At 65.0% G+C, this 21,197-nt stretch carries 26 protein-coding genes; 7 read left to right on the top strand and 19 right to left on the bottom strand.

What is annotated here, in order from left to right:
* Positions 1-68: 68 nt before the first annotated feature.
* Positions 69-962 carry an SMP-30/gluconolactonase/LRE family protein gene (locus tag EN786_RS05970; RefSeq protein WP_127310847.1) on the top strand — a complete coding sequence of 298 codons (894 nt, stop codon included), beginning with the start codon at positions 69-71 and terminating at the stop codon, positions 960-962.
* Here EN786_RS05970 and EN786_RS05975 read toward each other — a convergent pair.
* From EN786_RS05975 to EN786_RS05990, 4 genes are all read right to left on the bottom strand, one after another.
* Positions 941-1,282 (bottom strand): antibiotic biosynthesis monooxygenase, encoded by a 342-nt coding sequence (locus EN786_RS05975; RefSeq protein WP_127284291.1) that lies wholly within the window; start codon positions 1,280-1,282, stop codon positions 941-943. The genes EN786_RS05970 and EN786_RS05975 overlap by 22 nt on opposite strands.
* Positions 1,283-1,546: 264 nt before the next feature.
* Positions 1,547-3,427 (bottom strand): ABC transporter ATP-binding protein/permease, encoded by a 1,881-nt coding sequence (locus EN786_RS05980; RefSeq protein WP_127284292.1) that lies wholly within the window; start codon positions 3,425-3,427, stop codon positions 1,547-1,549.
* Between the two features lie 18 nt (positions 3,428-3,445).
* On the bottom strand, positions 3,446-3,793 hold the full coding sequence (locus EN786_RS05985) for a metalloregulator ArsR/SmtB family transcription factor (protein ID WP_127284293.1): 348 nt from the start codon (positions 3,791-3,793) through the stop codon (positions 3,446-3,448).
* Positions 3,794-3,895: 102 nt separating this feature from the next.
* On the bottom strand, positions 3,896-5,449 hold the full coding sequence (locus EN786_RS05990; RefSeq protein ID WP_127284294.1) for a LysM peptidoglycan-binding domain-containing protein: 1,554 nt from the start codon (positions 5,447-5,449) through the stop codon (positions 3,896-3,898).
* Between the two features lie 131 nt (positions 5,450-5,580).
* On the opposite strand from EN786_RS05990, the gene EN786_RS05995 reads away from it, so the two are divergent.
* Positions 5,581-6,192 carry a TIGR00730 family Rossman fold protein gene (locus EN786_RS05995; RefSeq protein WP_127284295.1) on the top strand — a complete coding sequence of 204 codons (612 nt, stop codon included), beginning with the start codon at positions 5,581-5,583 and terminating at the stop codon, positions 6,190-6,192.
* A 73-nt stretch (positions 6,193-6,265) separates the two neighbouring features.
* Here the strand turns inward: EN786_RS05995 and EN786_RS38510 are convergent, their stop codons facing one another.
* Positions 6,266-6,460, bottom strand: a complete 195-nt coding sequence (locus tag EN786_RS38510; protein ID WP_245478304.1) for a hypothetical protein — start codon at positions 6,458-6,460, stop codon at positions 6,266-6,268.
* Positions 6,441-7,118, bottom strand: a complete 678-nt coding sequence (locus EN786_RS06000; RefSeq protein WP_245478303.1) for a LysR family transcriptional regulator — start codon at positions 7,116-7,118, stop codon at positions 6,441-6,443. Before EN786_RS06000 ends, EN786_RS38510 begins: the two co-directional genes overlap by 20 nt.
* Before the next feature lie 117 nt (positions 7,119-7,235).
* On the opposite strand from EN786_RS06000, the gene EN786_RS06005 reads away from it, so the two are divergent.
* Positions 7,236-7,526, top strand: a complete 291-nt coding sequence (locus EN786_RS06005) for a muconolactone Delta-isomerase family protein (RefSeq protein ID WP_127284297.1) — start codon at positions 7,236-7,238, stop codon at positions 7,524-7,526.
* 46 nt (positions 7,527-7,572) lie between these two features.
* Here the strand turns inward: EN786_RS06005 and EN786_RS06010 are convergent, their stop codons facing one another.
* From EN786_RS06010 to EN786_RS37560, 3 genes are all read right to left on the bottom strand, one after another.
* A complete protein-coding gene (locus EN786_RS06010) occupies positions 7,573-8,430 on the bottom strand; it encodes a hypothetical protein (RefSeq protein ID WP_127310475.1) in 858 nt (285 codons plus the stop codon).
* Positions 8,431-8,507: 77 nt separating this feature from the next.
* Positions 8,508-8,882 carry a hypothetical protein gene (locus tag EN786_RS06015; protein ID WP_127284299.1) on the bottom strand — a complete coding sequence of 125 codons (375 nt, stop codon included), beginning with the start codon at positions 8,880-8,882 and terminating at the stop codon, positions 8,508-8,510.
* A 154-nt stretch (positions 8,883-9,036) separates the two neighbouring features.
* Positions 9,037-9,243, bottom strand: coding sequence for a hypothetical protein (locus EN786_RS37560; protein ID WP_127310474.1), 207 nt, complete (start codon positions 9,241-9,243; stop codon positions 9,037-9,039).
* Between the two features lie 339 nt (positions 9,244-9,582).
* On the opposite strand from EN786_RS37560, the gene EN786_RS06020 reads away from it, so the two are divergent.
* Positions 9,583-10,581: a transporter gene (locus tag EN786_RS06020; RefSeq protein WP_127284300.1), complete on the top strand. Its 999-nt coding sequence runs from the start codon at positions 9,583-9,585 to the stop codon at positions 10,579-10,581.
* A 7-nt stretch (positions 10,582-10,588) separates the two neighbouring features.
* Here the strand turns inward: EN786_RS06020 and EN786_RS06025 are convergent, their stop codons facing one another.
* The 9 genes from EN786_RS06025 to cysS form a co-directional block, all read right to left on the bottom strand.
* Positions 10,589-11,275, bottom strand: coding sequence for a glutathione S-transferase family protein (locus EN786_RS06025; protein WP_127284301.1), 687 nt, complete (start codon positions 11,273-11,275; stop codon positions 10,589-10,591).
* Positions 11,276-11,323: 48 nt separating this feature from the next.
* Positions 11,324-12,253 carry an EamA family transporter RarD gene (rarD, locus tag EN786_RS06030; protein ID WP_127284302.1) on the bottom strand — a complete coding sequence of 310 codons (930 nt, stop codon included), beginning with the start codon at positions 12,251-12,253 and terminating at the stop codon, positions 11,324-11,326.
* Between the two features lie 82 nt (positions 12,254-12,335).
* Positions 12,336-13,952: a citramalate synthase gene (cimA, locus tag EN786_RS06035; RefSeq protein WP_127310473.1), complete on the bottom strand. Its 1,617-nt coding sequence runs from the start codon at positions 13,950-13,952 to the stop codon at positions 12,336-12,338.
* A 197-nt stretch (positions 13,953-14,149) separates the two neighbouring features.
* A complete protein-coding gene (gene pip / locus EN786_RS06045) occupies positions 14,150-15,097 on the bottom strand; it encodes a prolyl aminopeptidase (protein ID WP_245478302.1) in 948 nt (315 codons plus the stop codon).
* Positions 15,098-15,114: 17 nt separating this feature from the next.
* Entirely contained in the window at positions 15,115-15,591 is a 477-nt protein-coding gene (locus EN786_RS06050) for a GFA family protein (RefSeq protein WP_127286324.1), read from the bottom strand.
* The gene (locus EN786_RS06055) at positions 15,588-16,079 is read right to left on the bottom strand and encodes a GFA family protein (protein WP_127286323.1); all 492 of its coding nucleotides are present in this window, start codon (positions 16,077-16,079) and stop codon (positions 15,588-15,590) included. The genes EN786_RS06050 and EN786_RS06055 overlap by 4 nt, the downstream gene beginning before the upstream one ends.
* 23 nt (positions 16,080-16,102) lie before the next feature.
* Positions 16,103-16,489, bottom strand: coding sequence for a VOC family protein (locus tag EN786_RS06060; RefSeq protein ID WP_127286322.1), 387 nt, complete (start codon positions 16,487-16,489; stop codon positions 16,103-16,105).
* On the bottom strand, positions 16,486-16,845 hold the full coding sequence (locus EN786_RS06065; RefSeq protein ID WP_245478299.1) for an endonuclease domain-containing protein: 360 nt from the start codon (positions 16,843-16,845) through the stop codon (positions 16,486-16,488). The genes EN786_RS06060 and EN786_RS06065 overlap by 4 nt, the downstream gene beginning before the upstream one ends.
* 256 nt (positions 16,846-17,101) lie before the next feature.
* Positions 17,102-18,535, bottom strand: coding sequence for a cysteine--tRNA ligase (gene cysS / locus EN786_RS06075; RefSeq protein ID WP_135908067.1), 1,434 nt, complete (start codon positions 18,533-18,535; stop codon positions 17,102-17,104).
* Positions 18,536-18,925: 390 nt separating this feature from the next.
* On the opposite strand from cysS, the gene EN786_RS06080 reads away from it, so the two are divergent.
* Positions 18,926-19,081, top strand: coding sequence for a hypothetical protein (locus tag EN786_RS06080; RefSeq protein ID WP_127286319.1), 156 nt, complete (start codon positions 18,926-18,928; stop codon positions 19,079-19,081).
* 92 nt (positions 19,082-19,173) lie between these two features.
* Here EN786_RS06080 and EN786_RS06085 read toward each other — a convergent pair whose 3' ends face one another.
* Positions 19,174-19,950 (bottom strand): SOS response-associated peptidase, encoded by a 777-nt coding sequence (locus EN786_RS06085; RefSeq protein ID WP_127286318.1) that lies wholly within the window; start codon positions 19,948-19,950, stop codon positions 19,174-19,176.
* A 116-nt stretch (positions 19,951-20,066) separates the two neighbouring features.
* Between EN786_RS06085 and EN786_RS06090 the strand changes: the two genes are divergently transcribed.
* The gene (locus tag EN786_RS06090) at positions 20,067-20,495 is read left to right on the top strand and encodes an NUDIX hydrolase (RefSeq protein ID WP_127311623.1); all 429 of its coding nucleotides are present in this window, start codon (positions 20,067-20,069) and stop codon (positions 20,493-20,495) included.
* 73 nt (positions 20,496-20,568) lie between these two features.
* Positions 20,569-20,946 carry a TIGR02301 family protein gene (locus tag EN786_RS06095; RefSeq protein ID WP_127284267.1) on the top strand — a complete coding sequence of 126 codons (378 nt, stop codon included), beginning with the start codon at positions 20,569-20,571 and terminating at the stop codon, positions 20,944-20,946.
* The last annotated feature ends 251 nt before the right edge of the window (positions 20,947-21,197 follow it).

Genomic DNA, 21,197 nt, shown 5'->3' on the forward strand with positions numbered 1-21,197 from the left:
TCTATGCTGTCGGAACTCGACCATGCCACTCGTCCTTGGCTAGACAACTCGCCCAGGGAGCCCGCCAAATGCCATCGCCGAAATCGTCTGCAATTGATGCCAATCTCATCATCGAGGGTCTCGCCTTTGGCGAGTCGCCGCGCTGGCATGACGGACGGCTGTGGGTCTGCAACTGGGGCACGGGCGAGATCGTCGCGGTGGATGCGGACGGCAACAGCGAAATCATGCTCACAATACCGGCCACCCTGCCCTATTCGATCGACTGGCTGGCGGATGGGCGATTGCTCGTCGTTTCCGGCCGGGTAGGGCTTCTGCTGCGGCAGGAGGCTGATGGAACGCTCGCCACCCATGCCGATCTCAGGCCGCTGTCGAAAAGCCCGTGGAACGAGATCGTCGTCGACGGGCGCGGCAACATCTACGTCAATGGCGGCGGGCCGGCACCGGCGCCGGGCGAACATTTCGGACCGGGCACGATCGTGCTGATCCGGCCGGACGGCACGATCCGCCAGGTGGCCGAAAACATCGCCTTCGCCAACGGCATGGCGGTGACGCCGGACAACAGGACGCTGATCGTTGCGGAGTCGCACGCCAACCGGCTGACCGCCTTCGACATCGCCGAAGACGGCAGCCTTGCCCGCCGCCGCGTCTGGGCGGACCTCGGCGGCGACTATCCCGACGGCATATGCATCGATGCCGAGGGCTGCGTCTGGTACGCCGACGTGCCCAACCAACACTGCGTCAGGGTGCGCGAAGGCGGCATGAAGCTCGACAGGGTCGAGGCCGATCGCGGCTGCTTTGCCTGCATGCTGGGCGGGCCTGACGGCAGGACGCTCTATATCGCCGCCGCCGAATGGCGCGGCTTCGAGCACATGATCAGCGATGCCCGTACCGGCCAGGTGCTGAGCGTCGAAGCGCCGGCACCTGGCGCGGGTTGGCCTGCCTACAGTTCCGGCAAACGCTGATAGTTGGCGATATCGGCCCTGACGCCGAGCCGGGCGATCGTCTCCTGCGGGCTGAAGGCGATGCGCTCGTGCGCGGCCTTGACGATCGGCACCACCTTGTCGACCGCTGCCTGGCTTTCCCATTCGACGATGGTGACGAGGTTGAACTCGCCCGGCCCGGAGAACTGCTCGAGCAGGAAGTCCTGCACGAAGCCGCTCTGCTGGCGCAGCAGTTCGTGGGTCATCCGGACCTTGCCGATGATCTCCTCGCGAGCCGCCGCCGGAACGACAAACTTGTCGACCCGGAACACGCTGCCATTGCCTTGATTTGTCTTGCTCATTTCGATCTGTCTCCGTTCTGGAAAGGCTCGTTTCGCAGGGGCTCGGAGACGGTTTGCAAGGTAAGTTGAGGTCAAGGGGATTTTTTGCGCCGACATCCCCTTCTCCCCCCTGTGGGAGAAGGGGATGGGCGCGCAGCGCCGAAACGGATGAGGGGTGCTGGAAGAAACGCGGCTGCAGCGATTTCAACATATCGCCAAGCTGGAACACTCCTCATCCGTCGCCTTCGGCGACACCTTCTCCCGCAAGGGGAGAAGGAAGAGGCGCTAACTAACCTCCGACGTCCTTCTCCGCACGATGACGCCCAGCTCGTCGCTCTCGCGGGCAACGCGCAGCCTCTCCTCGGCCTCGGTCGCCTCGCGCTGGCGGTCCCACATCGAGGCGTAGAGGCCATCCTTGCGCAGCAGCGCGGCATGGGTGCCGCGTTCGGCGATCTGGCCGTCCTTGAGCACGATGATCTCGTCGGCCGAGATCACCGTCGACAGGCGGTGGGCAATGACGATGGTGGTGCGGCCCTTGCTGACGAGGTCGAGGGCTGCCTGGATCTCCTGCTCGGTCTGGGTGTCCAGCGCCGAGGTCGCCTCGTCGAGCATCAGGATCGGCGGGGCCTTCAAAATCGTGCGGGCGATCGCCACGCGCTGCTTCTCGCCGCCGGAGAGCTTCAGTCCGCGCTCGCCGACCATCGAGCGGTAGCCCTCGGGCAGTTTCTGGATGAAGGGGCCGATCTGGGCGAGCTCGGCCGCCTTGCGCACTTCCTCCTCGCTGGCGCCGACGCGGCCATAGCGGATGTTGTAGGCGATGGTGTCGTTGAAGAGCACGGTATCCTGCGGCACCATGCCGAGCACCGCGCGCAGGCTCTCCTGGGTGACGTCCCTGATGTCCTGGCCGTCGATCAGCACCTGCCCGCCCTGCACGTCGTAGAAGCGGAACAGCAGCCTGGAGATGGTCGACTTGCCGGCGCCGGATGGGCCGACGATGGCGACCGTCTTGCCCGCCGGCACCTCGAAGGAGACGCCCTTCAGGATCTTGCGGTTCGGATCGTAGGAGAAATGCACGTCGCGGAACTCGACCTTGCCCGCGCCGACCAGCAAAGGCCTGGCGTCCGGCTTGTCGACGATTTCCTGCGGCACGTCGAGCAGGTCGAACATGTGCTCGATGTCGGTCAGCCCCTGGCGGATCTCGCGATAGATGAAGCCGATGAAGTTGAGCGGGACGGAAAGCTGCATCAGCATGGCGTTGATGAACACGAAGTCGCCGACACTCTGCGTGCCGGCCTGCACTTCCCGCGCCGACATGCACATGACGATGACGGTGCCGAGGCCGAAGATGACGCCCTGGCCGAAATTCAGCCAGCCGAGCGAGGTCCAGGTGCGGGTGGCGGCGATCTCGTAGCGCGCCATCGAGCGGTCGAAACGCTCGGCTTCCATGGCCTCATTGGTGAAATACTTGACCGTCTCGAAATTGAGCAGCGAGTCGATCGCCTTGGTGTTGGCGTCGGTGTCGCTGTCGTTCATATCGCGGCGGATCGAGATGCGCCAGTCACTGGCCTTGACCGTGAACCAGACATAGACCCAGACGGTGACAGCGACCACGGCCACATATTTCCAGCCATAGGTGAAGGCGAAGATGCCGGCGGTCAGCGCGAATTCGAGGATGGTCGGCGCCGTATTCAGCATGATGAAGCGCACAATCGTCTCGATGCCCTTGGTGCCGCGCTCGATGATGCGCGACAGGCCGCCGGTGCGGCGCTCGAGATGGAAGCGCAGCGACAGCTGGTGCATGTGGACGAAGGTACGGAAGGCGAGCTGGCGCACCGCATACTGGCCGACACGGGCAAACAGCGCGTCGCGCAGCTGGTTGAAGCCGAGCTGCACCAGCCTCAGCACATTGTAGGCGACGACGAGCATGACCGGCGCAAGCAGGAAGGACGGCAGCGGCGGCGGCGTCTTCGCGGCGCCGGCCAGCGCGTCGGTCGCCCATTTGAAAAAATACGGGCCGGCGACCAGTGTCACCTTGGCGACGACCAGCAGCAGCGTTGCCCAGGTGACGCGCGCCCTCAGGTCGGCGCGGTCCGCCGGCCACATATAGGGCCACAGATTGCGTAACGTCGCGAGGGTCAAGGAATCGGAGACGGTTTTTCCGGCCATTCTTTTTGCCTTCTTGTTCTAGCCGACGGTGCAGCAGGATTTGACCAGCGCCGAGAGCGATGCCGAGACATCGGCGAGCGCCGCGTGGTCGACTTCGTAGCGCGAGCGCTGGCGGTCGGGCTCGAAACGGACCAGTCCGGCCTCGACCAGGATCTTCAGATGTTGCGAGACGGTGGACTGGGCGAGGTCGAGATGGTCGACCACCTCGCGACAGCAGCAGGAACGGCTGGCGGCGAGGTGCCTGAGGATCTCGATGCGCGCCGGATGCGAAAGCGCCGCGAACCGCGCTGCGACGGCGCGGCTGTCGGGGGCGCAGGCGGGATGAGCGCTGTTCGCAGGAGCGGATTCAACCAGGGATTCTGTCATCGTTCATCGGCGATAGACGATGAACGATGACAGGGCAAGCCAGGCTGGTGGGTAGTAGGGTCATCGCCCCAGCAAGGGGGAGATTGGCCAATCGCCGAACTCCTACTCCGTCTTCGTCGGCGCCGTCGTCATCTGGTCGCCCATCGCCTTCATGTCGGCGGCCTCGCCTTCCTTCGACTTGCCGGGAACCTTGAACACCTGGCCGGGCCAGATGCGGTCGGGATCCCTGATCTGGTCCTGGTTGGCGAGATAGATGGTGGAGTAGCGCACGCCGTGGCCATAGACGCGCCGCGAAATGCGCCACAGCGTGTCTTTGCGGCGGATGATGACGGCGCCGTCGGCGTGTTCGAGCTTGGGTGCCACCGTCTCCGGCACGTCCGGAGTCGCCGCCGCGACCTTGGCCGGCGCCTCGGCCGCAGGAGCATCGGGCGCCTCGGCGGTCGTTGCGGGCGCGGCGGGTTCGGCCGCCGGGGCAGCAGGCGCCTCGGCCGCTGTCGCCGGCGCGGCGGGCTTCGTCTCGGCGGGCTTTGCCTCAGCAGGCTTGGTTGCGGCGGGCGCCACGGCGGCGACCGACTCGCCAGGCTCGCGCTCGAACGGCACGGCGGCGCGGGCCACCACCTTCACGCCGTCGTCGCCCAGGCCATCGACATGGATGGTGTAGCTGCCGACCGGAATGTCGCGGGTGGCCTCGATCAGGAAATGACCGTCGGGCGAGGTCTGGGCGTCGCCGAGCAGGATATCGTTGGCATAGGCGCGCACCTTGAGGCCGGGATCGGCCGTGCCGGCGACGAAGATTTTGTTGCCGTCGATCTCGACCGCTTCGACGACGATCTTGGGTTCGGCCGCCGGCGCTGCGGGCGCCGTTGCCGGAGCAGCGGGTGCAGGTGCCGCTTCCACGGCCGCCGGCGCGGCCGGAGCCGGTGTTGCCGGCGCTGGCGTGGTGGCTGCGGGCGCTTCCGCCGCAGGGGCGGCCGCCTGGTCGCCGGTGGCGGGCGCCGCGGGCTTGGTCTCCGGCGCCGGGACGGTGAGCAGTTCGGACGGCTTGCCCGGCTCCTCGACCATCGCCAGCACCTGGCCGGCCGGATTCTGCGGGATCGAAACGACAGCGGTCTGCACCGAAGCGGTGACGACGTCGCCGGTCGTCGAGCGCAGCGTGATGGTGTAATCGCCGGGCTTCAGCGGATCGTCGAGAACGATGGCGAAGGCGCCGTCGGGACCGGCGACGGTCGAGCCAATCACGGTCGCGCCGTTTAGGATTTCGACCTTGGAATTGGGCGCCGCATTGCCGGCGACGACGATCGAACCATTGCTTTCGACGCGCACGACATCGAAGGTCGGCGCGACCGAACCGGCCGTGGCGGGCGGCGTGGCAGGCGCCGCGGGAGCCTCAGCCGCAGGCGCAGCAGGAGCGGATGGCGCGGCCGGAGCCATAGCGACGGTGGCCGGTGCCGGCGCGGCCGGAAGGCGGCCCTCGGTGCCCGGATCTGACGGCTTGGTTTCTGCCGGCTTGGTCTCGCCCGGCGCCAGCGCCGCGATCTCAGCCGGCGGCGTGCGATTGAGATACGGATCGAGCGCGCCCGACACATAGGCGGTTCCCGCCGCGGCGACGGCGCCGCCCGCAGTAAACAACAACGCCTTCAATGGATTAATTGCCATTTTTGACTGCCCCTTAGCCACCTAACGCCGGTCTAGCGTGTTTTAGCGAGTCCCACAAGAAAAACGGCCGGCCAAGAAAAAGCCTGTCCCGGGCTTGACCATGCCTGCCGTCCCTATCACCAATCATCGGCATGAACACGATTCGATCCGTCTGCGTCTATTGCGGTTCGTCTCCGGGCCGCGATGCAACCTACGTCAAGGCCGGCCACCTGCTCGGCCGCTCGCTCGCCAAATCCGGCCTCAGGCTGGTCTATGGTGGCGGCACCAAGGGCATCATGGGCGCCGTCGCCGAGGGCGCGCTCAAGGCCGGCGGCAAGGTGACGGGCATCATTCCCCGCTTCCTCATCAACAGGGAAGCAACGGAGACCGCGCTTGACCGGCTCGACGAGCTCGTGATCACCGACAACATGCACGAGCGCAAGCACAGGATGTTCGAAAAATCCGACGCCTTTGTGGCGCTGCCGGGCGGCATCGGCACGGTCGAGGAGATCGTCGAGATCATGACCTGGGGCCAGCTCGGCCATCATCGCAAGCCGATCGTCTTTGCCAACATCAAGGGGTTCTGGGACCCGATGCTGGCGCTGCTCGACCATATGAGCAGCGAAGGCTTCATCCACACCGCGCACCGGGTGAAGCCGCTGGTGGTCGAGGATCCCGAAGCGATCGTCGCCGCCATCATGGTGGCAGGCTCGTCCGTCGACGCGCCGACGGAGGGCGTGCAGTCGGTGATAGACAAGATGTAAGGCAGTAGGGGAAAACAGTGCCTACTGCCTAGTTCCTACTATCCATTGCCTACTGCCTTCCTCAAATCCCCGATCACCGCCCGCCGATCCTGCCGACGCCAGACGAGGTAGATCGACACGCTGCGCTCGAACCAGGGCAGATCGCGGAAGACGATCCCCGCGGCGCCGCGCTGCGCAGGCTCTCCTGCACCGTCGCCAGGCCGAGGCCGGCGCCGACGAGGCCGAGCGAGGTCAGCGGATCGGCCGTTTCATAGGCGATGTCGGGCACGAAGCCGGGCCTCGATGCAGGCGGCGAGGAACTGGCCGCGGTTGGTGTCGGCCGGCTGGCGTACCACGGTGATCCAGGTGCGGCCGTCGAGATGATGCGGGCGAATGTCGAGAACGGCGGTGAGCGCGTCGCCCTCGGGAATCGCCAGCACCAGCGGCTCGCGCCGGACGAGCGTCGAGGCGATTTCGGGATAGTCGGCCGGCGGCGGCGAATAGACCAGGCCGAGATCGAGCGTGCGCTGGCGCAGCCCCTCCAGTTGCGCGGCCGAGCGCAGGCTCATCAGGCTGAGGTTCAGTTGCGGCCGGTCGCGGCGGAACTGTCTCAGCATGCCGGCGACGATCCCCGCATGCACCGCGCCCTCGACATAGCCGATGGCAAGGCGGCCGGCAGTTCCCGCCGCAAGATCCCGGCCGAACGTCTCCAGCCGCTTTGCACCCGCCAGCAGCGCCCTCGCCTCGACAAGGAAAGCCTGGCCCTCGGCATTGAGATGCACCCGCTGCTTTGCACGCTCGAACAGGGCGACGCCGAGCTGCTCCTCGAGCTGGATGATCTGCCGACTGAGCGGCGATTGCGAGATGTGCAGCAATTCGGCGGCGCGGCCGACATTGCCCGTCTCGGCAACCGTCACGAAATAACGGAGCTGGCGCAGATCGAACATTTTCGCTCCTTGCGGCTAGTCCCTCAGGGTCTCAACTTTAGCCTAATCAGTCTTGGACTGTCTGACCAGCGGAGGCGACAATCCCGCCATCCCAACCAGGACCTTTAGGAGACAGCCATGCAGTTCTTTGCCCTTCTCACCCGCAACACCCAGAAGTTCAGCGACGCCGATTTCGCGCCGCTGCTGCCCGGTGAGGCCGAGCAGCGGCGAACGCTCTATGCAGATGGCGCGGTGCGCCAGGTGTGGAACCGCGGCGACATTCCCGGCAGCGGCATTATGTTCGAGGCGGCCGACGACGCCGAGGTGCGCGGCCATCTCGCCACGCTACCGCTGGTCAAGGCCGGCATGATGGATATCGCCGCGATCGTACCGCTCAACCCTTATCCGGGCTTCGGCCCGAAGCGCTGAGGCGGCCGAGAGCTGGAGATGAGTGCCGCCGTGAAATCGGCGGCGCTCATGAACCTCCACGACCAAACATGCGACGGAAAATGCTTGCTCGAGGTGCGGTGTAGCGCTCGGGCAAGGGGTTGGTGAGCAGAAACTGCTCGTGCCCCTCGACCGTCTCGGTGCCGCGATAGCTGCATTGCAGCGACCGGGCCAGGGGAACAATCTCCTTCAGCACCGACCCGAATCCCTCACCATCGATCGGCACATCCTTGACCATGTGCAATTCGCGCGCGAAGGCCTCGACACCAAGGAAGCGATAGCCGCGCTTTTCGAGTTCGGCGCGGAGCTTTGCCGGGGAAGTCTCCGCCCCCCAGAACTCGAAGCGCGTCGGCCGGATGCGGGCGCTCGCGGCGATTTCCAGATTGAGGTCGCCAATCGCCTCGGCAGGAAGAATAAGCGCCGCCACCGCGCCAAGCGAATGCCGTTCGACGGCGAGTGGAAAGGCCGACGCCTCGACGGTGGCGCGGGCGATCCGCTGGAAGCCGACGACATCCTCGGTCGCAAAGTAGAAGTCCCGGCGCCCATCGCCATGCTGCTCCGCGATGTAGCATGCGGGGCAGCTCGCGGTGACCAGGTCCTCACACAGTCTTTCGAAAAACGCGTAGTTCCGGCTCGACCCCTTGGGTGTCAGCAGGGCGTCACGCGGCGTCAATTCGTTTGCCCGCGGGGTGAGCTTCAGGAGCAGGATAGGCAGCGAAGCGGCAACCCGCAGAAGCGCCATGTTCACCCTCACTCGGACGAACAACGCACTGCCGCCGGGGCGGTAGCGTATCAGGTCGCGATGCGGCTCCGCCTTGCGGATGACCTCTTCCGTTTCATCGTCCGAGACTTGTTCGCCGGTGACATCGAACTGAAGCAAAGTCATCGCCTGGCCCTCGCCTCCCGGATCGCGTCCGGTAGGAATGGTCGATCTTGCCAGTTCACATCACCCCAGCCCAGACCTCACGGCCAGGCATTCTTCATTGCGTTTACGGAAAGCCAGGCAATCGAAGGCAGCGCGATGAGCAGCGCCAGCCGCAGCCCGGCCGATCGCGCCGCGTCCGGGTTCTGCTGCTGCAGCAGTCGCCATATCTGGAAGGCCGCGGCAAGGACGAGCAGCCCGTAGAGACCGCCCAGCGCCCACAGAACCGCCGTGCCGCTCACCGGCATGCCGGCCTTTTCCAGTGCCTGGCCGATCAGCATCGTCGGCCCGGCAATGAAGAAGGCAACCGCGACCCCGAAGAAAAAGCCGATCATCGCGCCCGGAAACGGCGTTGCCGAGAGCGCCACAAACAGCGCCAGCAGGATGAGCAAAGTGATGAATGCGCGCTGGCCCATGGCTGCCCCCATTTGTCATGGCCGGTCGGACACAGCCTGGAGTAGCAGGCTGGAATTAATGGCCCGTAACGAGAGAGAGACTGGTCCGCGGCGTTGTGATCGCCCCAACGCGCCCTTGCCGCGACCGGCGACAGGGACAAGGCAGGCTCTGTCATCAGCCCGCCCGCAGCGACAGCACGAACCCCACGATCAGACCAAGGACGAAGCCGAGCGGGCCGGTGACGAAGATGCCGAGCAACGGACCTTGATTGGCTTCGGGCGTGAAGATGACCGGGCCAACGAAGCCGCCAAGAAAGCCGATCACGCCCAGGATTGCGCCCCATTTGAGCATCGGTTCCCCCCGCCTGCCGAGCCACTGCACCAGATTTACGTCTCGGAACCAAGCCGCAGCGTTAGCGTTGGCTCAGACAACAGCAATTCAGGAGATCGTCATGCTGCGAGGCGCATTGCTCTGGCTCATCGGAATACCATTGCCCATCATCCTCATTCTGTGGCTGCTTGGCTATCTGCACTGACTACCGCAGGCGGCATATGCAACGCATGCCAGGCGGGGATGGCTGGCCAACCATCACAGGGATCGCGGTTCCGTGCACAGCTTCCAGCGTCACGGAACCGTCACACGCAACGGCGGCGGCCATGCTAGAAACCTGGCTTGGCCGCCCCAGCGACCTGGACCGTTACAAGATCCGGCAAAGCCGCCATGAACATCGCCCTCGCCTCGGAAGACAAGAGCCTGTCGCCCTATCTGCCCGACGAGCACGGGCTGTTCTTCCTCTATCATTTCACCGCCGAGGGCATGCGCACCAAGGATGCCGCCGACGCGCACTGGACCTGGCGCAGCTATCAGATCTCCGACATACGCGCGCGCCAGGAGATCGCCGGCGAGCAGGCGCTGCCGCCTCCCGTGCGCGAAGCCTTCCTTAGCGCCAGCCACGGCTGCCACATCGACCTCGAGGACGATTGGCTCTATGGCGATCTGCCGGACCTGCGCCACGACTATTCGGCCGAGGCGCGCGGGCTTGGCCATTTCCGCTTCGCGCTCAACGACAGGATGCTGATCGGCGCCCGCAAGCAGCCGCTGCAGTCGGTCGACACCATCCGCAAGGCGGTGGAGAACGGCACGCGAAAATTCCGCTCGCCGGCCGAGCTGATCGAGGCGGTGATGGGCCAGTCTCTGGACGGCATGGCGGCCGAACTCGGCGGCCTTTCCGAGACGCTCGACGGCATCGAGGACCGCATCGTTTGCGACGCATGGCACAGCGAGCGGCAGGCGCTGGTCGACGCGCGCCGGCAGCTCGTGGTGATCCACCGGCAGATGGCGACGCTGACCAGCCTGTTTCGGCATCTCGACCATTCGCACCGCAACGATCTGCCCGATGCGGTCAACGACATGGCCGCAAGACTCTCGCACCGGGCGCACACGCTCTATCACGACGGCGAGCAGCTGCAGGCACGTACAAGGCTGCTGCAGGACGAGCTTATGGCCAAGCTGACGATGCAGTCCAACCAGTTGCTCTACATCTTGTCGGTGATGACGGCGGTGCTTTTGCCGATGACCATTATTTCAGGTCTGTTCGGCATGAATGTCGGCGGCCTGCCGCTGCTGGATTCGCCGATGGGCTTTTGGGTGGTGACGGCGCTGTCGCTGCTGGTCGCCGGCGCCGTCTATCTGTTCGTCAGGCGGCTCGGGCGGGTATAGGCGCGACCTACGCCGTCGCCCGCAGATCCTCGACGATGGCGCCGGCGGCGCGGACTTCCGCTTCGTGCTCGGGCTCGCGCCATGTCTCGGCAAGGCCCGCCGCGTACCATTCGCGCATCGCAGGCAGGTCGAGCAGCCGCTTCGGATAGGCGGCCGCAGCGCCCTCGAATTCGAGCCCATAGGACTGCGCCCGGAACGCCACCGGCGCAAAGAAGGCATCGGCGGCGGTGAAGCGGTCGCCGGCCAGGAACGGGCCGCCGAAGCGGGCGAGGCCGTCATTCCAAAGATCGCTCAGACGGAAGAGATCCTGCTTCAGCGCATCGGACATCGGGAACGGCTCGACGCGCACGCCGCAGCTCATCGGGCAGAGGTTGCGGAGCGCGGTGAAGCTCGAATGCATTTCGGCTGCGGCCGAGCGCGCCCAGGCACGCGCCCTGGCGTCCGCCGGCCACACGTCCTGATGGCGCTCGGCCAGATATTCGACGATGCTGAGCGAATCCCAGACCGCCCAGCCATCATCGACCAGGCACGGCACTCGGCCATTGGGCGAGAACGACCGAAAAAGGCTGAAACTGGATCCGGTCGGAAACGGCGTCAGTCGCTCCTCGAAGGGAATGTCGAGGGTGCGCATCAGCACCCATGGCCGCAGCGACCAGGAGGAATAGTTCTTGTTGCCAATGTGCAGAACGTACATCGGGCGCGCCCCTCCTCGTTTCATGCAGTTCCGGACGGAAAACCGCTTCTATCTTGCCGCCGGCGCCGGTTGGCGAACCTCGCGGCCCCTGAACATCGACCAGCTGTACATCGCCAGCGCCGTCCAGATCAGCGCGAAGGCGATGGCCTGCGTTGTGCCGAACGGCTCGTTGAAGGCCAGCACGGCGATCAGGAAGACCATGGTCGGCGCGATGTACTGCATGATGCCGATGGTCGAGAGCCGCAACAGCCTGGCGCCGAAGGCGAAGAGCAGAAGCGGCACGGCGGTGACCGGGCCGCAGCCGATCAGCAGCGCGGTATCGGTGCCGTTGCCCGAGACAAAATGGTCCTGCCCGGTGGCGATCAGGTAGGCGATATAGCAAAGCGCCGGCACCGACAGCAAAAGCACTTCGAGCAAAAAGCCCTGGCTCGGGCCGATCGGCAGCGTCTTGCGGAAAAAGCCGTAGGCGGCGAACGAGAAGGCGAGCGCCAGCGACACCCAGGGCAGCTTGCCGGCCTCGATGGTGAGCACGGTCACCGCGATGGCGGCCAGCGCCACCGCCGCGATCTGCAGCCGGTCGAGCCGCTCACCGAGCAGGAGCGCGCCGACCACGACCACCACCAGCGGATTGATGTAATAGCCAAGCGCGGTCTCGACGGTGCGGTCGACGGATATCGCCCAGACATAGATGCCCCAGTTGACCGAGATCAGCGTCGCTGTCAGCGCAGCCATGGCGATGCTTTTCGGCGAACGGATCGCCGCCTTGAAATCGGCTGTGCGGCCGGCCCAGACCAGCACGCATGCCGCGATCGGCACCGACCAGACGATGCGGTGGGAGATGACCTCGATCAGCGGCAGATGCGCGACAGCCTTCATGTAGAAGGGCAGCAGCCCCCACAGCAGATAGGCGCCCAGCGCCAGGAGGAAGCCGCGGCGGGCCTTGGCGTCTGCATCGAGCTGATCGGGTTCGGTAGCCATGGCCCAACGCTATGCGCCAGACGCTTGCCCAAAACCATCGCAAATTGCTGATGGATCAATGGACTTCCGCTGATGGGTCAACCTACTCCGCCGCCACCAGCCCGGCCATGTCGCGGTTCTTCATCAGCTTGTAGATGATCGAATCCATCAGCGCCTGGAAGGAGGCATCGATGATGTTTTCCGACACGCCGACCGTCCACCAGCGGGCGCCGCTGGAATCGTGCGATTCGATCAGCACGCGCGTGATCGCTTCGGTGCCGCCATTTAGGATACGCACCTTGAAGTCGGCAAGCTCGAGGTCGCCGATCTCGTTCTGGTATTTGCCGAGATCCTTGCGGAGCGCGATGTCAAGCGCGTTGACCGGGCCGTGGCCTTCGGCCACCGACATCTTCTCCTCGCCATCGACCATCACCTTGACGATGGCCTCCGACACCGTCTTCAGCTGGCCGTTGGCGTCGAAGCGGCGCTCGACCATGCAGCGGAACGAGGTGACGTTGAAGAACTCCGGCAGGCCGTGCAGCATCTTGCGGGCGAGCAGCTCGAAGGAGGCGTCGGCACCCTCATAGGCATAGCCCGAGGCCTCTCGTTCCTTGACCACCGCGATCAGCGCATCGAGCCGATGATCGTCCTTCGGGACGTCGATGCCGCGCCGCTTCAGCTCGGCCAGGAAATTGGCCTTTCCGCCCTGGTCGGAGACCATGACGCGGCGGCGGTTGCCGACGGCTTCCGGCGGCACATGCTCATAGGTCGCCGGCTCCTTGGCCAGCGCCGAGGCATGGATGCCGGCCTTGGTGGCGAAAGCGGAAGCGCCGACATAGGGCGCCTGGGCTTCCGGCGCGCGGTTCAGCAATTCGTCGAAGGCGCGCGACAGGCGCGATATGCCGGTCAGCGCCTCGGCCGAAATGCTGGTTTCGAAGCGGTCGGCGAAGGCCGGTTTCAGCGAAAGCGTCGGCACGATCGAGATCAAATTGGCGTTGCCGCAGCGCTCGCCGATGCCGTTCAGCGTGCCCTGGATCTGGCGCACGCCGGCCTCGACGGCGGCCAGCGAATTGGCTACCGCCTGGCCGGTGTCGTCATGGGCATGGATGCCGAGATGCTCGCCCGGAATGCCGGCGGCGATCACCGTCTCGACGATGGCGCGCACTTCCGAAGGTTGCGTGCCGCCATTGGTGTCGCACAGCACCACCCAGCGCGCGCCGGTATCGTAGGCGGTCCTGGCGCAGGCGAGCGCGTAGGCGGGATTGGCCTTGAAGCCGTCGAAGAAATGCTCGCAGTCGACCATCGCTTCCTTGCCGGCGGCGACCGCCGTCTCGACCGACACCTTAATCGAGTCGAGGTTTTCCTCGTTGGTGCAGCCGAGCGCCACGCGCACATGATAGTCCCAGCTCTTGGCGACGAAGCAGATGGCGTCCGATGTCGACTGCACGAGCGCCGCCAGCCCCGGATCGTTGGAGGCCGAGACGCCTGCCCGCTTGGTCATGCCGAAAGCGACGAACTTTGCCCGCGCCGTTCGCTTCTGCTGGAAGAAGGCGGTGTCGGTCGGGTTGGCGCCGGGATAGCCGCCCTCGACATAGTCGATGCCGAACTCGTCCAGCAACTTGGCGATGGCGATCTTGTCCTCGACGGAAAAGTCGATGCCCGGCGTCTGCTGGCCGTCGCGAAGGGTGGTGTCAAAGAGGAACAGTCTTTCTTTTTTCATGATGACAAGGCGCTTGAGCACCCCCCTCTGGCCTGCCGGCCATCTCCCCCGCAAGGGGGGAGATCGGCAGCCTTGCCAACGGCGCTCGTCCTGCAGCGTCGGCGATTGGCGAAAGCGAAGGCGATATCCAATCTCCCCCCTTGCAGGGGAGATGTCCGGAAGGACAGAGGGGGGTGGGACGGAAAGCCGTACATCGACTAGTTCTTCCCCGCAAACCCATCCGTCGCCCGGATCAGGCGATCCAAGATCCCGGGCTCCGAATAAGCATGGCCGGCGCCTTCAATAAGATGGAAATCCGCCTTCGGCCAGGCCTTGTGCAGCGCCCAGGCGTAGCGCGCCGGGCACGGCATGTCGTAGCGGCCGTGGACGATGGTGCCGGGGATGTCCTTCAGCTTCCAGGCGTCGCGCAGCAACTGCCCCTCCTCGAGCCAGCCGGCATGGACGAAGTAATGGTTCTCGATGCGGGCGAAGGCGACGGCGTAGTCGTCCTCGCCGAACTTGCCGCTGGTTTCCGGCTCCGGCAAGAGCGTGATCGTCTCGCCTTCCCACAGGCTCCAGGCAAGCGCGGCCTCGACCTGTGCCTTGCGGTCGGAGCCGACCAGCCGCTTGCGATAGGCGGCCATCATGTCGCCGCGCTCGGCTTCCGGGATCGGCGCCAGGAAACGCTCCCATTTGTCGGGGAACATCTCGGACACGCCGAACTGATAGTACCATTCGAGCTCGGCGCGCGTCAGCGTGTAGATGCCGCGCACGACGAGTTCGCTCACCCGCTCAGGATGCGTCTCGGCATAGGCGAGCGCCAGCGTCGAACCCCACGAGCCGCCGAACACCAGCCATTTGTCGAAGCCCGCCATTTCGCGCAGGCGCTCGATATCGGCGACGAGATGCCAGGTGGTGTTGGCCTCCAGCGAGGCGTTTGGCGTCGATTTCCCGCAGCCGCGCTGGTCGAACAGGATGACGTCGTAAAGCTTGGGATCGAACAGCCGCCGATGCTTCGGCGATATGGTGCCGCCCGGTCCGCCGTGCAGGAAGACAGCGGGCTTGGCGCCCTTGGTGCCGGAGCGCTCCCAGTAGACGGTGTGGCCATTGCCGACATCGAGCATGCCCGACTCGAACGGTTCGATCTCCGGATAGAGGGTACGCATGGAGCCGCCGGCGATCGTCATAGTTTCAAGCCCTGCTGCGGCCAGTTGGCCGTCTCGTGATCGGGATGCTGGAAGGAGATGATCTGCTCCTGCCGTCGATAGAAGTCGAAGTCCTCATGGATCGGCGCTTCGAAGATCTTTTCCACCCAGGGCAGCCGCACCGCGTAGTTGACCTGGATCTGCGGCGCGAGGTCGGAGCGGTCGTCAAAGGCGCCGATGGCGATCTCCAATTGGCCCTGCTGGCGGTAGGTCATGGGCGTGCCGCAACGGGCGCAGAAGCCGCGATCGATGTTGACGGAGGACTGGAAGTAGCTCGGCTCCTCATGGGTCCATTCGACGCCGTCCTTCGGCACCGTCACCAGCGCCCCGAAGAAGGAGCCGAACTGCTTCTGACACATGCGGCAATGGCAGATGGACGGGCGCCCGAGCGCCCCCTTGATGCGAAAGCGCACGGCGCCGCACTGGCAGCCGCCGGTTCGAACGGTGTCGGTCATGATCTTTCCTCCGGCGGCCATTGGTCGGTGTCGTGGTCGGGGTGCTGATAGGAGACGAGCTCGGCCAGATAAGGCGCCGAGCCGATGTCGGCCATCGTGTCCTCGCCCGGCAATTTCGGGATCGCATCGACGTAAGGCAACTTCGCCTCGGTGCCCCACTGGATGGTGGGCACGATGCCGGCCGGATCGTCGAAGGCGGCGATCGCCAGCGCCATGCCGTCGGGCGCCTCGAAGGTCAGCGGCGTGCCGCACTCGGCGCAGAAGCCGCGCCATGCTGCGCTGGAAGAACGAAAGCGCTTGGGCTCGCCGCGCGTCCATTCGACCCTGGCGCCGCGCACCGAGACCAGCGGCAGATAGAAATTGCCGCTCGCCTTCTGGCACATGCGGCAATGGCAGATCGAGGCATCGCCCAGCGCGCCCTCGACGCGGAAGCGCACCGCGCCGCACTGGCAGCCGCCTGTGTAGACCGGCCGGTTGTCGAGGCTCATGACTCACTCCACTTCATGGCCGATCACTCCGGATCATGACAGACGGCCTCGACGTTGTTGCCGTCGGGATCGAAAACGAAGGCGCCATAGTAGTTCGGGTGATAGTGCGGGCGGAGCCCCGGTCCGCCATTGTCCCTGCCGCCGGCGGCAAGGGCCGCGGCATGGAAGGCATCGACCTCGGCGCGGCTGCGCGCGGTGAAGGCCACATGCTGGTGGTCCCTCGGCTTGTCCTTGCCCGAGCTCAGCCAGAACACCGGCCGGTCGCGGCCATAACCGCCGACCTTGGCGCCGCCGGTGTATTCGGTGGGCACCATGTAAAGCAGCGAAGCGCCGAGCGGCGCCATCGCCTTGTCGTAGAAAGCCTTCGAGGCGTCGAAATCGGAAACGGTGATGCCGAGATGGTCGATCATGGAACTGCCTCCCTTGTCGGTTCGCGCGCCGGCCTATCGGCACCGGCGAGGCCAGCCTCGATCACGATGTGCTGGCAGACATTGTCGATATCGCGGATGACGTCGTCGTTCCAGAAGCGCAGGATGGTCCAGCCGAGCGCTTCAAGCTTCGCGGTTCGCGCAGCATCGGATGCGGAGACGTCAGGCGACGCATGCTGAGAGCCGTCCAGTTCAACGATCAGCTTCTTGCTGGGGCAGGCAAAATCCACGATGTAGCCAGCTATCGGCATCTGACGTCGGAACGCCATTCCCATCAGCCTATCAGCACGCACCTCATTCCAAAGCTTCAGCTCGGCATCGGTCATCGCCTTGCGCATCTTGCGCGCATTGCCGCGTTTGGCGGGAGATACCCGATGATGGGTCATCGCGAGGCCCCCCTCTCTGCCCTGCCGGGCATCTCCCCCTCAAGGGGGGAGATCGGCAGCTTCGCCGACGGCGCTCCACTTTCCACCTCGGTGATTGGCGAAAGCCAAGCCAACGTCCAATCTCCCCCCTTGAGGGGGAGATGTCCGGCAGGACAGAGAGGGGGGCCTCGCTCCAACCTCTCCAATCCTGCTATCCGAGCGCCCAACCTCACCTTTTGATCTCCCACGTAGTCACACGCTCGCCGGTGACAGGATCCTTGCCGTCCTTCAGCTGCACGCCTTGCGCCAGAAGCTCGTCGCGGATGCGGTCGGCCTCGGGCCAGTTCTTCCCGGCGATCAGCGCCAGGCGTTTGGCGATGGCCTTGGCGATGGCCGCCTCGTCCACCTCGGCCGTGCCGACATCGAAGCCGAGGAAGGCGAGCGCCGCCTTCAGCGACGCGGCGGCATCGTTGCCTTCCGCCGCCTCGCCGGCAAGCTGCGTCAACTGCTGGAAGGCGGCATAGGTGGCGAGATCATCGGACAGTGCCGCCACGACCGCCGCCGGCAATTGCCCGGCCGCCGGAGCCAAATCCGACGCGCGCTTCCACTTGCGCAGCGTGTTCTCCGCTTCCTCCAGCTTGCGCACCGAGAAGTCGATCGGCTCTCGGTAATGCGTCATCAGCATCGCCAGCCGCAGCACTTCGCCCGGCCATTTGCGGCCGCCGAAGGTCTCGGTCTCCAGCAGCTCATGGATCGAGTAGAAATTGCCGAGGCTCTTCGACATCTTCTGGCCCTCGACCTGAAGGAAGCCGTTGTGCATCCACACGTTGGCCATCACCTTTGTGCCGTGGGCGCAGCGCGACTGGGCGATCTCGTTTTCATGGTGCGGGAAGATCAGGTCGAGGCCGCCGCCATGGATGTCGAAGACCTCACCGAGGTAGGCGGCTGACATGGCCGAGCATTCGATGTGCCAGCCCGGCCGGCCCCTGCCCCACGGGCTTTCCCAGCCCGGCTCTTCGGGCGAGGACAGTTTCCACAGGACGAAATCGCCAGGGTTCTTCTTGTGCGCGTCGACGGCGATGCGGGCGCCGGCCTGCTGTTCGTCGAGATTGCGCTTCGACAGATCGCCGTAGTCGGGCATCGAGGCGGTGTCGAACAGCACCTCACCCTGCGCCTGATAGGCGTGGCCGCGGCCGATCAGGCGCTCGATCAGCGTGATCATGTCGGCCTTGCCGTCCGGCCTCGGCAGGACGAATTCGGTGGCTCGCGGCTCGAAGGTCGGCGGGAGGCAGCCGAGCGTCGCGACATCCTTGTGGTACTGGTCGGCGGTCTTCTCCGTCACACGACGGATCGCCTCGTTGAGCGACAGCTTGCCCGACGCGATCTCGGCGCCGAAATCGCGCAGCGCGCGGGCGTTGATCTTGTCGTCGACATCCGTGATGTTGCGCACATACGTGACGTGGCTCTCGCCATAGAGTTGGCGCAACAGACGGAACAGCACGTCGAAGACGATTACAGGCCGCGCATTGCCGATGTGGGCAAAGTCGTAGACCGTCGGGCCGCACACATACATGCGCACATTCTGCGGATCGATGGGGACGAAATCGTCCTGCGTCCGCGTCAGCGTGTTGTAGAGGCTGAGCCCCTTCGATGCGTCAGACATGCGTGCCCTTCCGATCCCTTGGATTTGGACGGAGCCTTCCTTGCGCCAAGGCGCAAACCGGGCTCCAGCCTGCTGGCCGGGGCGTTTGTCCAATCTGGGGAAAGATGAGGCGAAAACGTCCGGACCAGCGCGAGGCTAGTCAATAATGCAAATGCCACAAATGGCGAAAAACGTTTTCATGCGCGGCTTTATCGCCTTGCCGGGTGTTGCCGTCAAGTCGCAACTTTGAGCAAACGAGTCGCCGGGTCACGGCTTATGAGGCACTGAAACATTTTATTAAACATGTCGGCACAGTGATGAAACATTCGCCGGCTAGATCGCCAGGCGTCACGATTTGGTCGGAATCGGCCATCAAACGCGGACACGCAAATGTTACCAGGGAAGAGACCAATGCCACGAAGCAAGCAGGAACCGAGCCGCGCCAAGCAACCGGCGCTCGCCAACCAATATCGGGCGATCGGACCGGCCGCGATCGTCGCCGCCCTTCTGCACACCGCCAAGAAGAAGAAGCCGGCACAGAAGATCATCTCGCCGCGCGCCGCCTGAAACGGCACGACCGGCGCAGCCTCCGATGATGGGGGCGCCGGCGATGAGGGCTCGACCAAGCGCCCTGGAAATGAAGGCCTCGACGGGCTTCGCTAGAATAGCGTCATCTGACTGTCGTCCGCGCCGGACTTCTGGCGCCTGACCTTCTCGGCTTGCGGCCCGACAATGCCCCGCTCCTGAATCTCCGGCCCGGTGTTGGCGACCTTGTTGACAAGGTCGGAAACCGGGACAGCTTCGAAGAAATCGGGTTCGGCCGGCCGCAACAGGTCGGCGACGTCGCGCGGCTCCTGCACGCGGCAATCCAGCCAGCGGGCAAAGTCGCGCTCCTCGATCACCACCGGCATGCGGTCGTGGATATGGGCGATGCCCGAACTGGCACGGGCGGTGAGGATGGCGCCGGTGTCCATCTCGGAGCCGCCCGGCTCGGCATAGGTCTCGATCAGTCCGGCGAAAGCGACGAGGCCGCCATGCCTGGGACGGATCCAGTAGGGCTGGCCCTTCGAACCACCTTCCCCCTTGTCCCCGGCTTGCCGCCATTCATAGAAGCCGGAGGCAGGCACCAAGGCGCGGCGATGCCGCATGGCGGTCTTGAACGACGCCTTTTGCGCCGCTCCCTCGGATCGGGCGTTGAACAGCAGCGGAAACTCCCTGGTGTCCTTGACCCAGGTCGGAATCAGCCCCCAGCGTACCAGCATCGGCTGCCGGTCCGGCAAATTCGAGCCCGGCGCCCTTGGCGGACCGGCAAGCACCATCAGCACCGGTTGCGTCGGCGCGATGTTGTAGCGGGCCGGAAACGTCTCCAATTCCGCCAGGCCGAGAAAGGCTGCGGTCTGCTCCGGCGTGGCGGTCAGGGCAAAGCGTCCGCACATGGATTTCGGCTCTTCGATTGGGGATCGTCATGAAAGTGGCGATGGAACCACGGCACTGCAACGGCTAAAGCTGTCCGGTCCACAACCAAGCTGACAGACGAAGCGGCCCCAAGCGCATGAAAGAAGCTCGCAAGATCATCCCGGCCGTTTCCGTCGCGATCGTGCGCGGCGACAAGGTCCTTCTGGTCAAGCGGGCACGGCCGCCGTCGCAAGGGCTCTATGCCTATCCGGGCGGCAAGGTCGAGCCCGGCGAGACGCTGTCGCAAGCGGCGGCGCGCGAGCTCGAGGAGGAAACCGGACTGCTGGCCCATGGCTACCGCCCGCTGCGCGACATCCACATCGATGGCAGCGGTGAGAATCACGCGGTCGACTATCTGCTGACCGTGTTCGGCGCGGCTTACGCCGGCGGCGAGCCGGTGGCCAGCGACGATGCCGAGACGGCGGCCTTCTATACGCTGGCCGAGATGGCCACCATGCCGCTGGCGGGAGACGTTTTCGAGGTGGCGGAGGAATTGCTGGGGGCTCGGGGAAATACAGGACCGTAGGGTCGCGAAAATCGCCTTGCAGGCGACAAGATGTTTCGCCACAAAGCCTTATCCTCGTCACGACAAGGACCTGATGACCCGCGCCTCACCCTTCCTTGCCGCATGGCTTGCCGCCTGCATGACGCTGACGGCTTGGCCGGCGCTCGCCGCCGAGGCGCCGTTCGAGCCTGGGCTGATGCGGCTGGCGGAAGTGCTGGGATCGCTTCATTTCCTGCGCAATCTCTGCGGCGAGAAGGGCGACCAGTGGCGGGTCGAAATGGAAAAGCTGCTGGCATCGGAAAACCCCGACCCTGAGCGGCGCGCCCGCTTCATCGCTTCGTTCAACCGCGGCTACCGTTCCTTCGGCGGCACCTACACGCAATGCACGGCCTCGGCGACGGAAGCCATCAGCCGCTACATGAAGGAAGGCGAGACGCTGTCGCGCGACATCGCCTCGCGCTACGGCAACTGACGGCGTCCGGCCTCCCGCCCCCTCGCCACCCACAGGTTTTCAGAACCAGCGCTTGTCTATGCCGCCATCTTGGTGCAATCCTTATGTTGCACTTCTGCAACAGCGTTAACGAAACGTTACGGCGCGGATGTGAAATTAACTCAAACTGAAGGTTTTGGTGCCGCTCGCCGGCCTAATCGGCTAAGTTTGGAAACTATCGAACGCAGGCTTTTGCAACGCGACGAATTTTGGCGGGTACGACCCCAAAAATG

Origin of the sequence: Mesorhizobium sp. M4B.F.Ca.ET.143.01.1.1, from assembly GCF_004792275.1 — a bacterium.
In the GTDB taxonomy this organism is placed as follows: domain Bacteria; phylum Pseudomonadota; class Alphaproteobacteria; order Rhizobiales; family Rhizobiaceae; genus Mesorhizobium; species Mesorhizobium abyssinicae.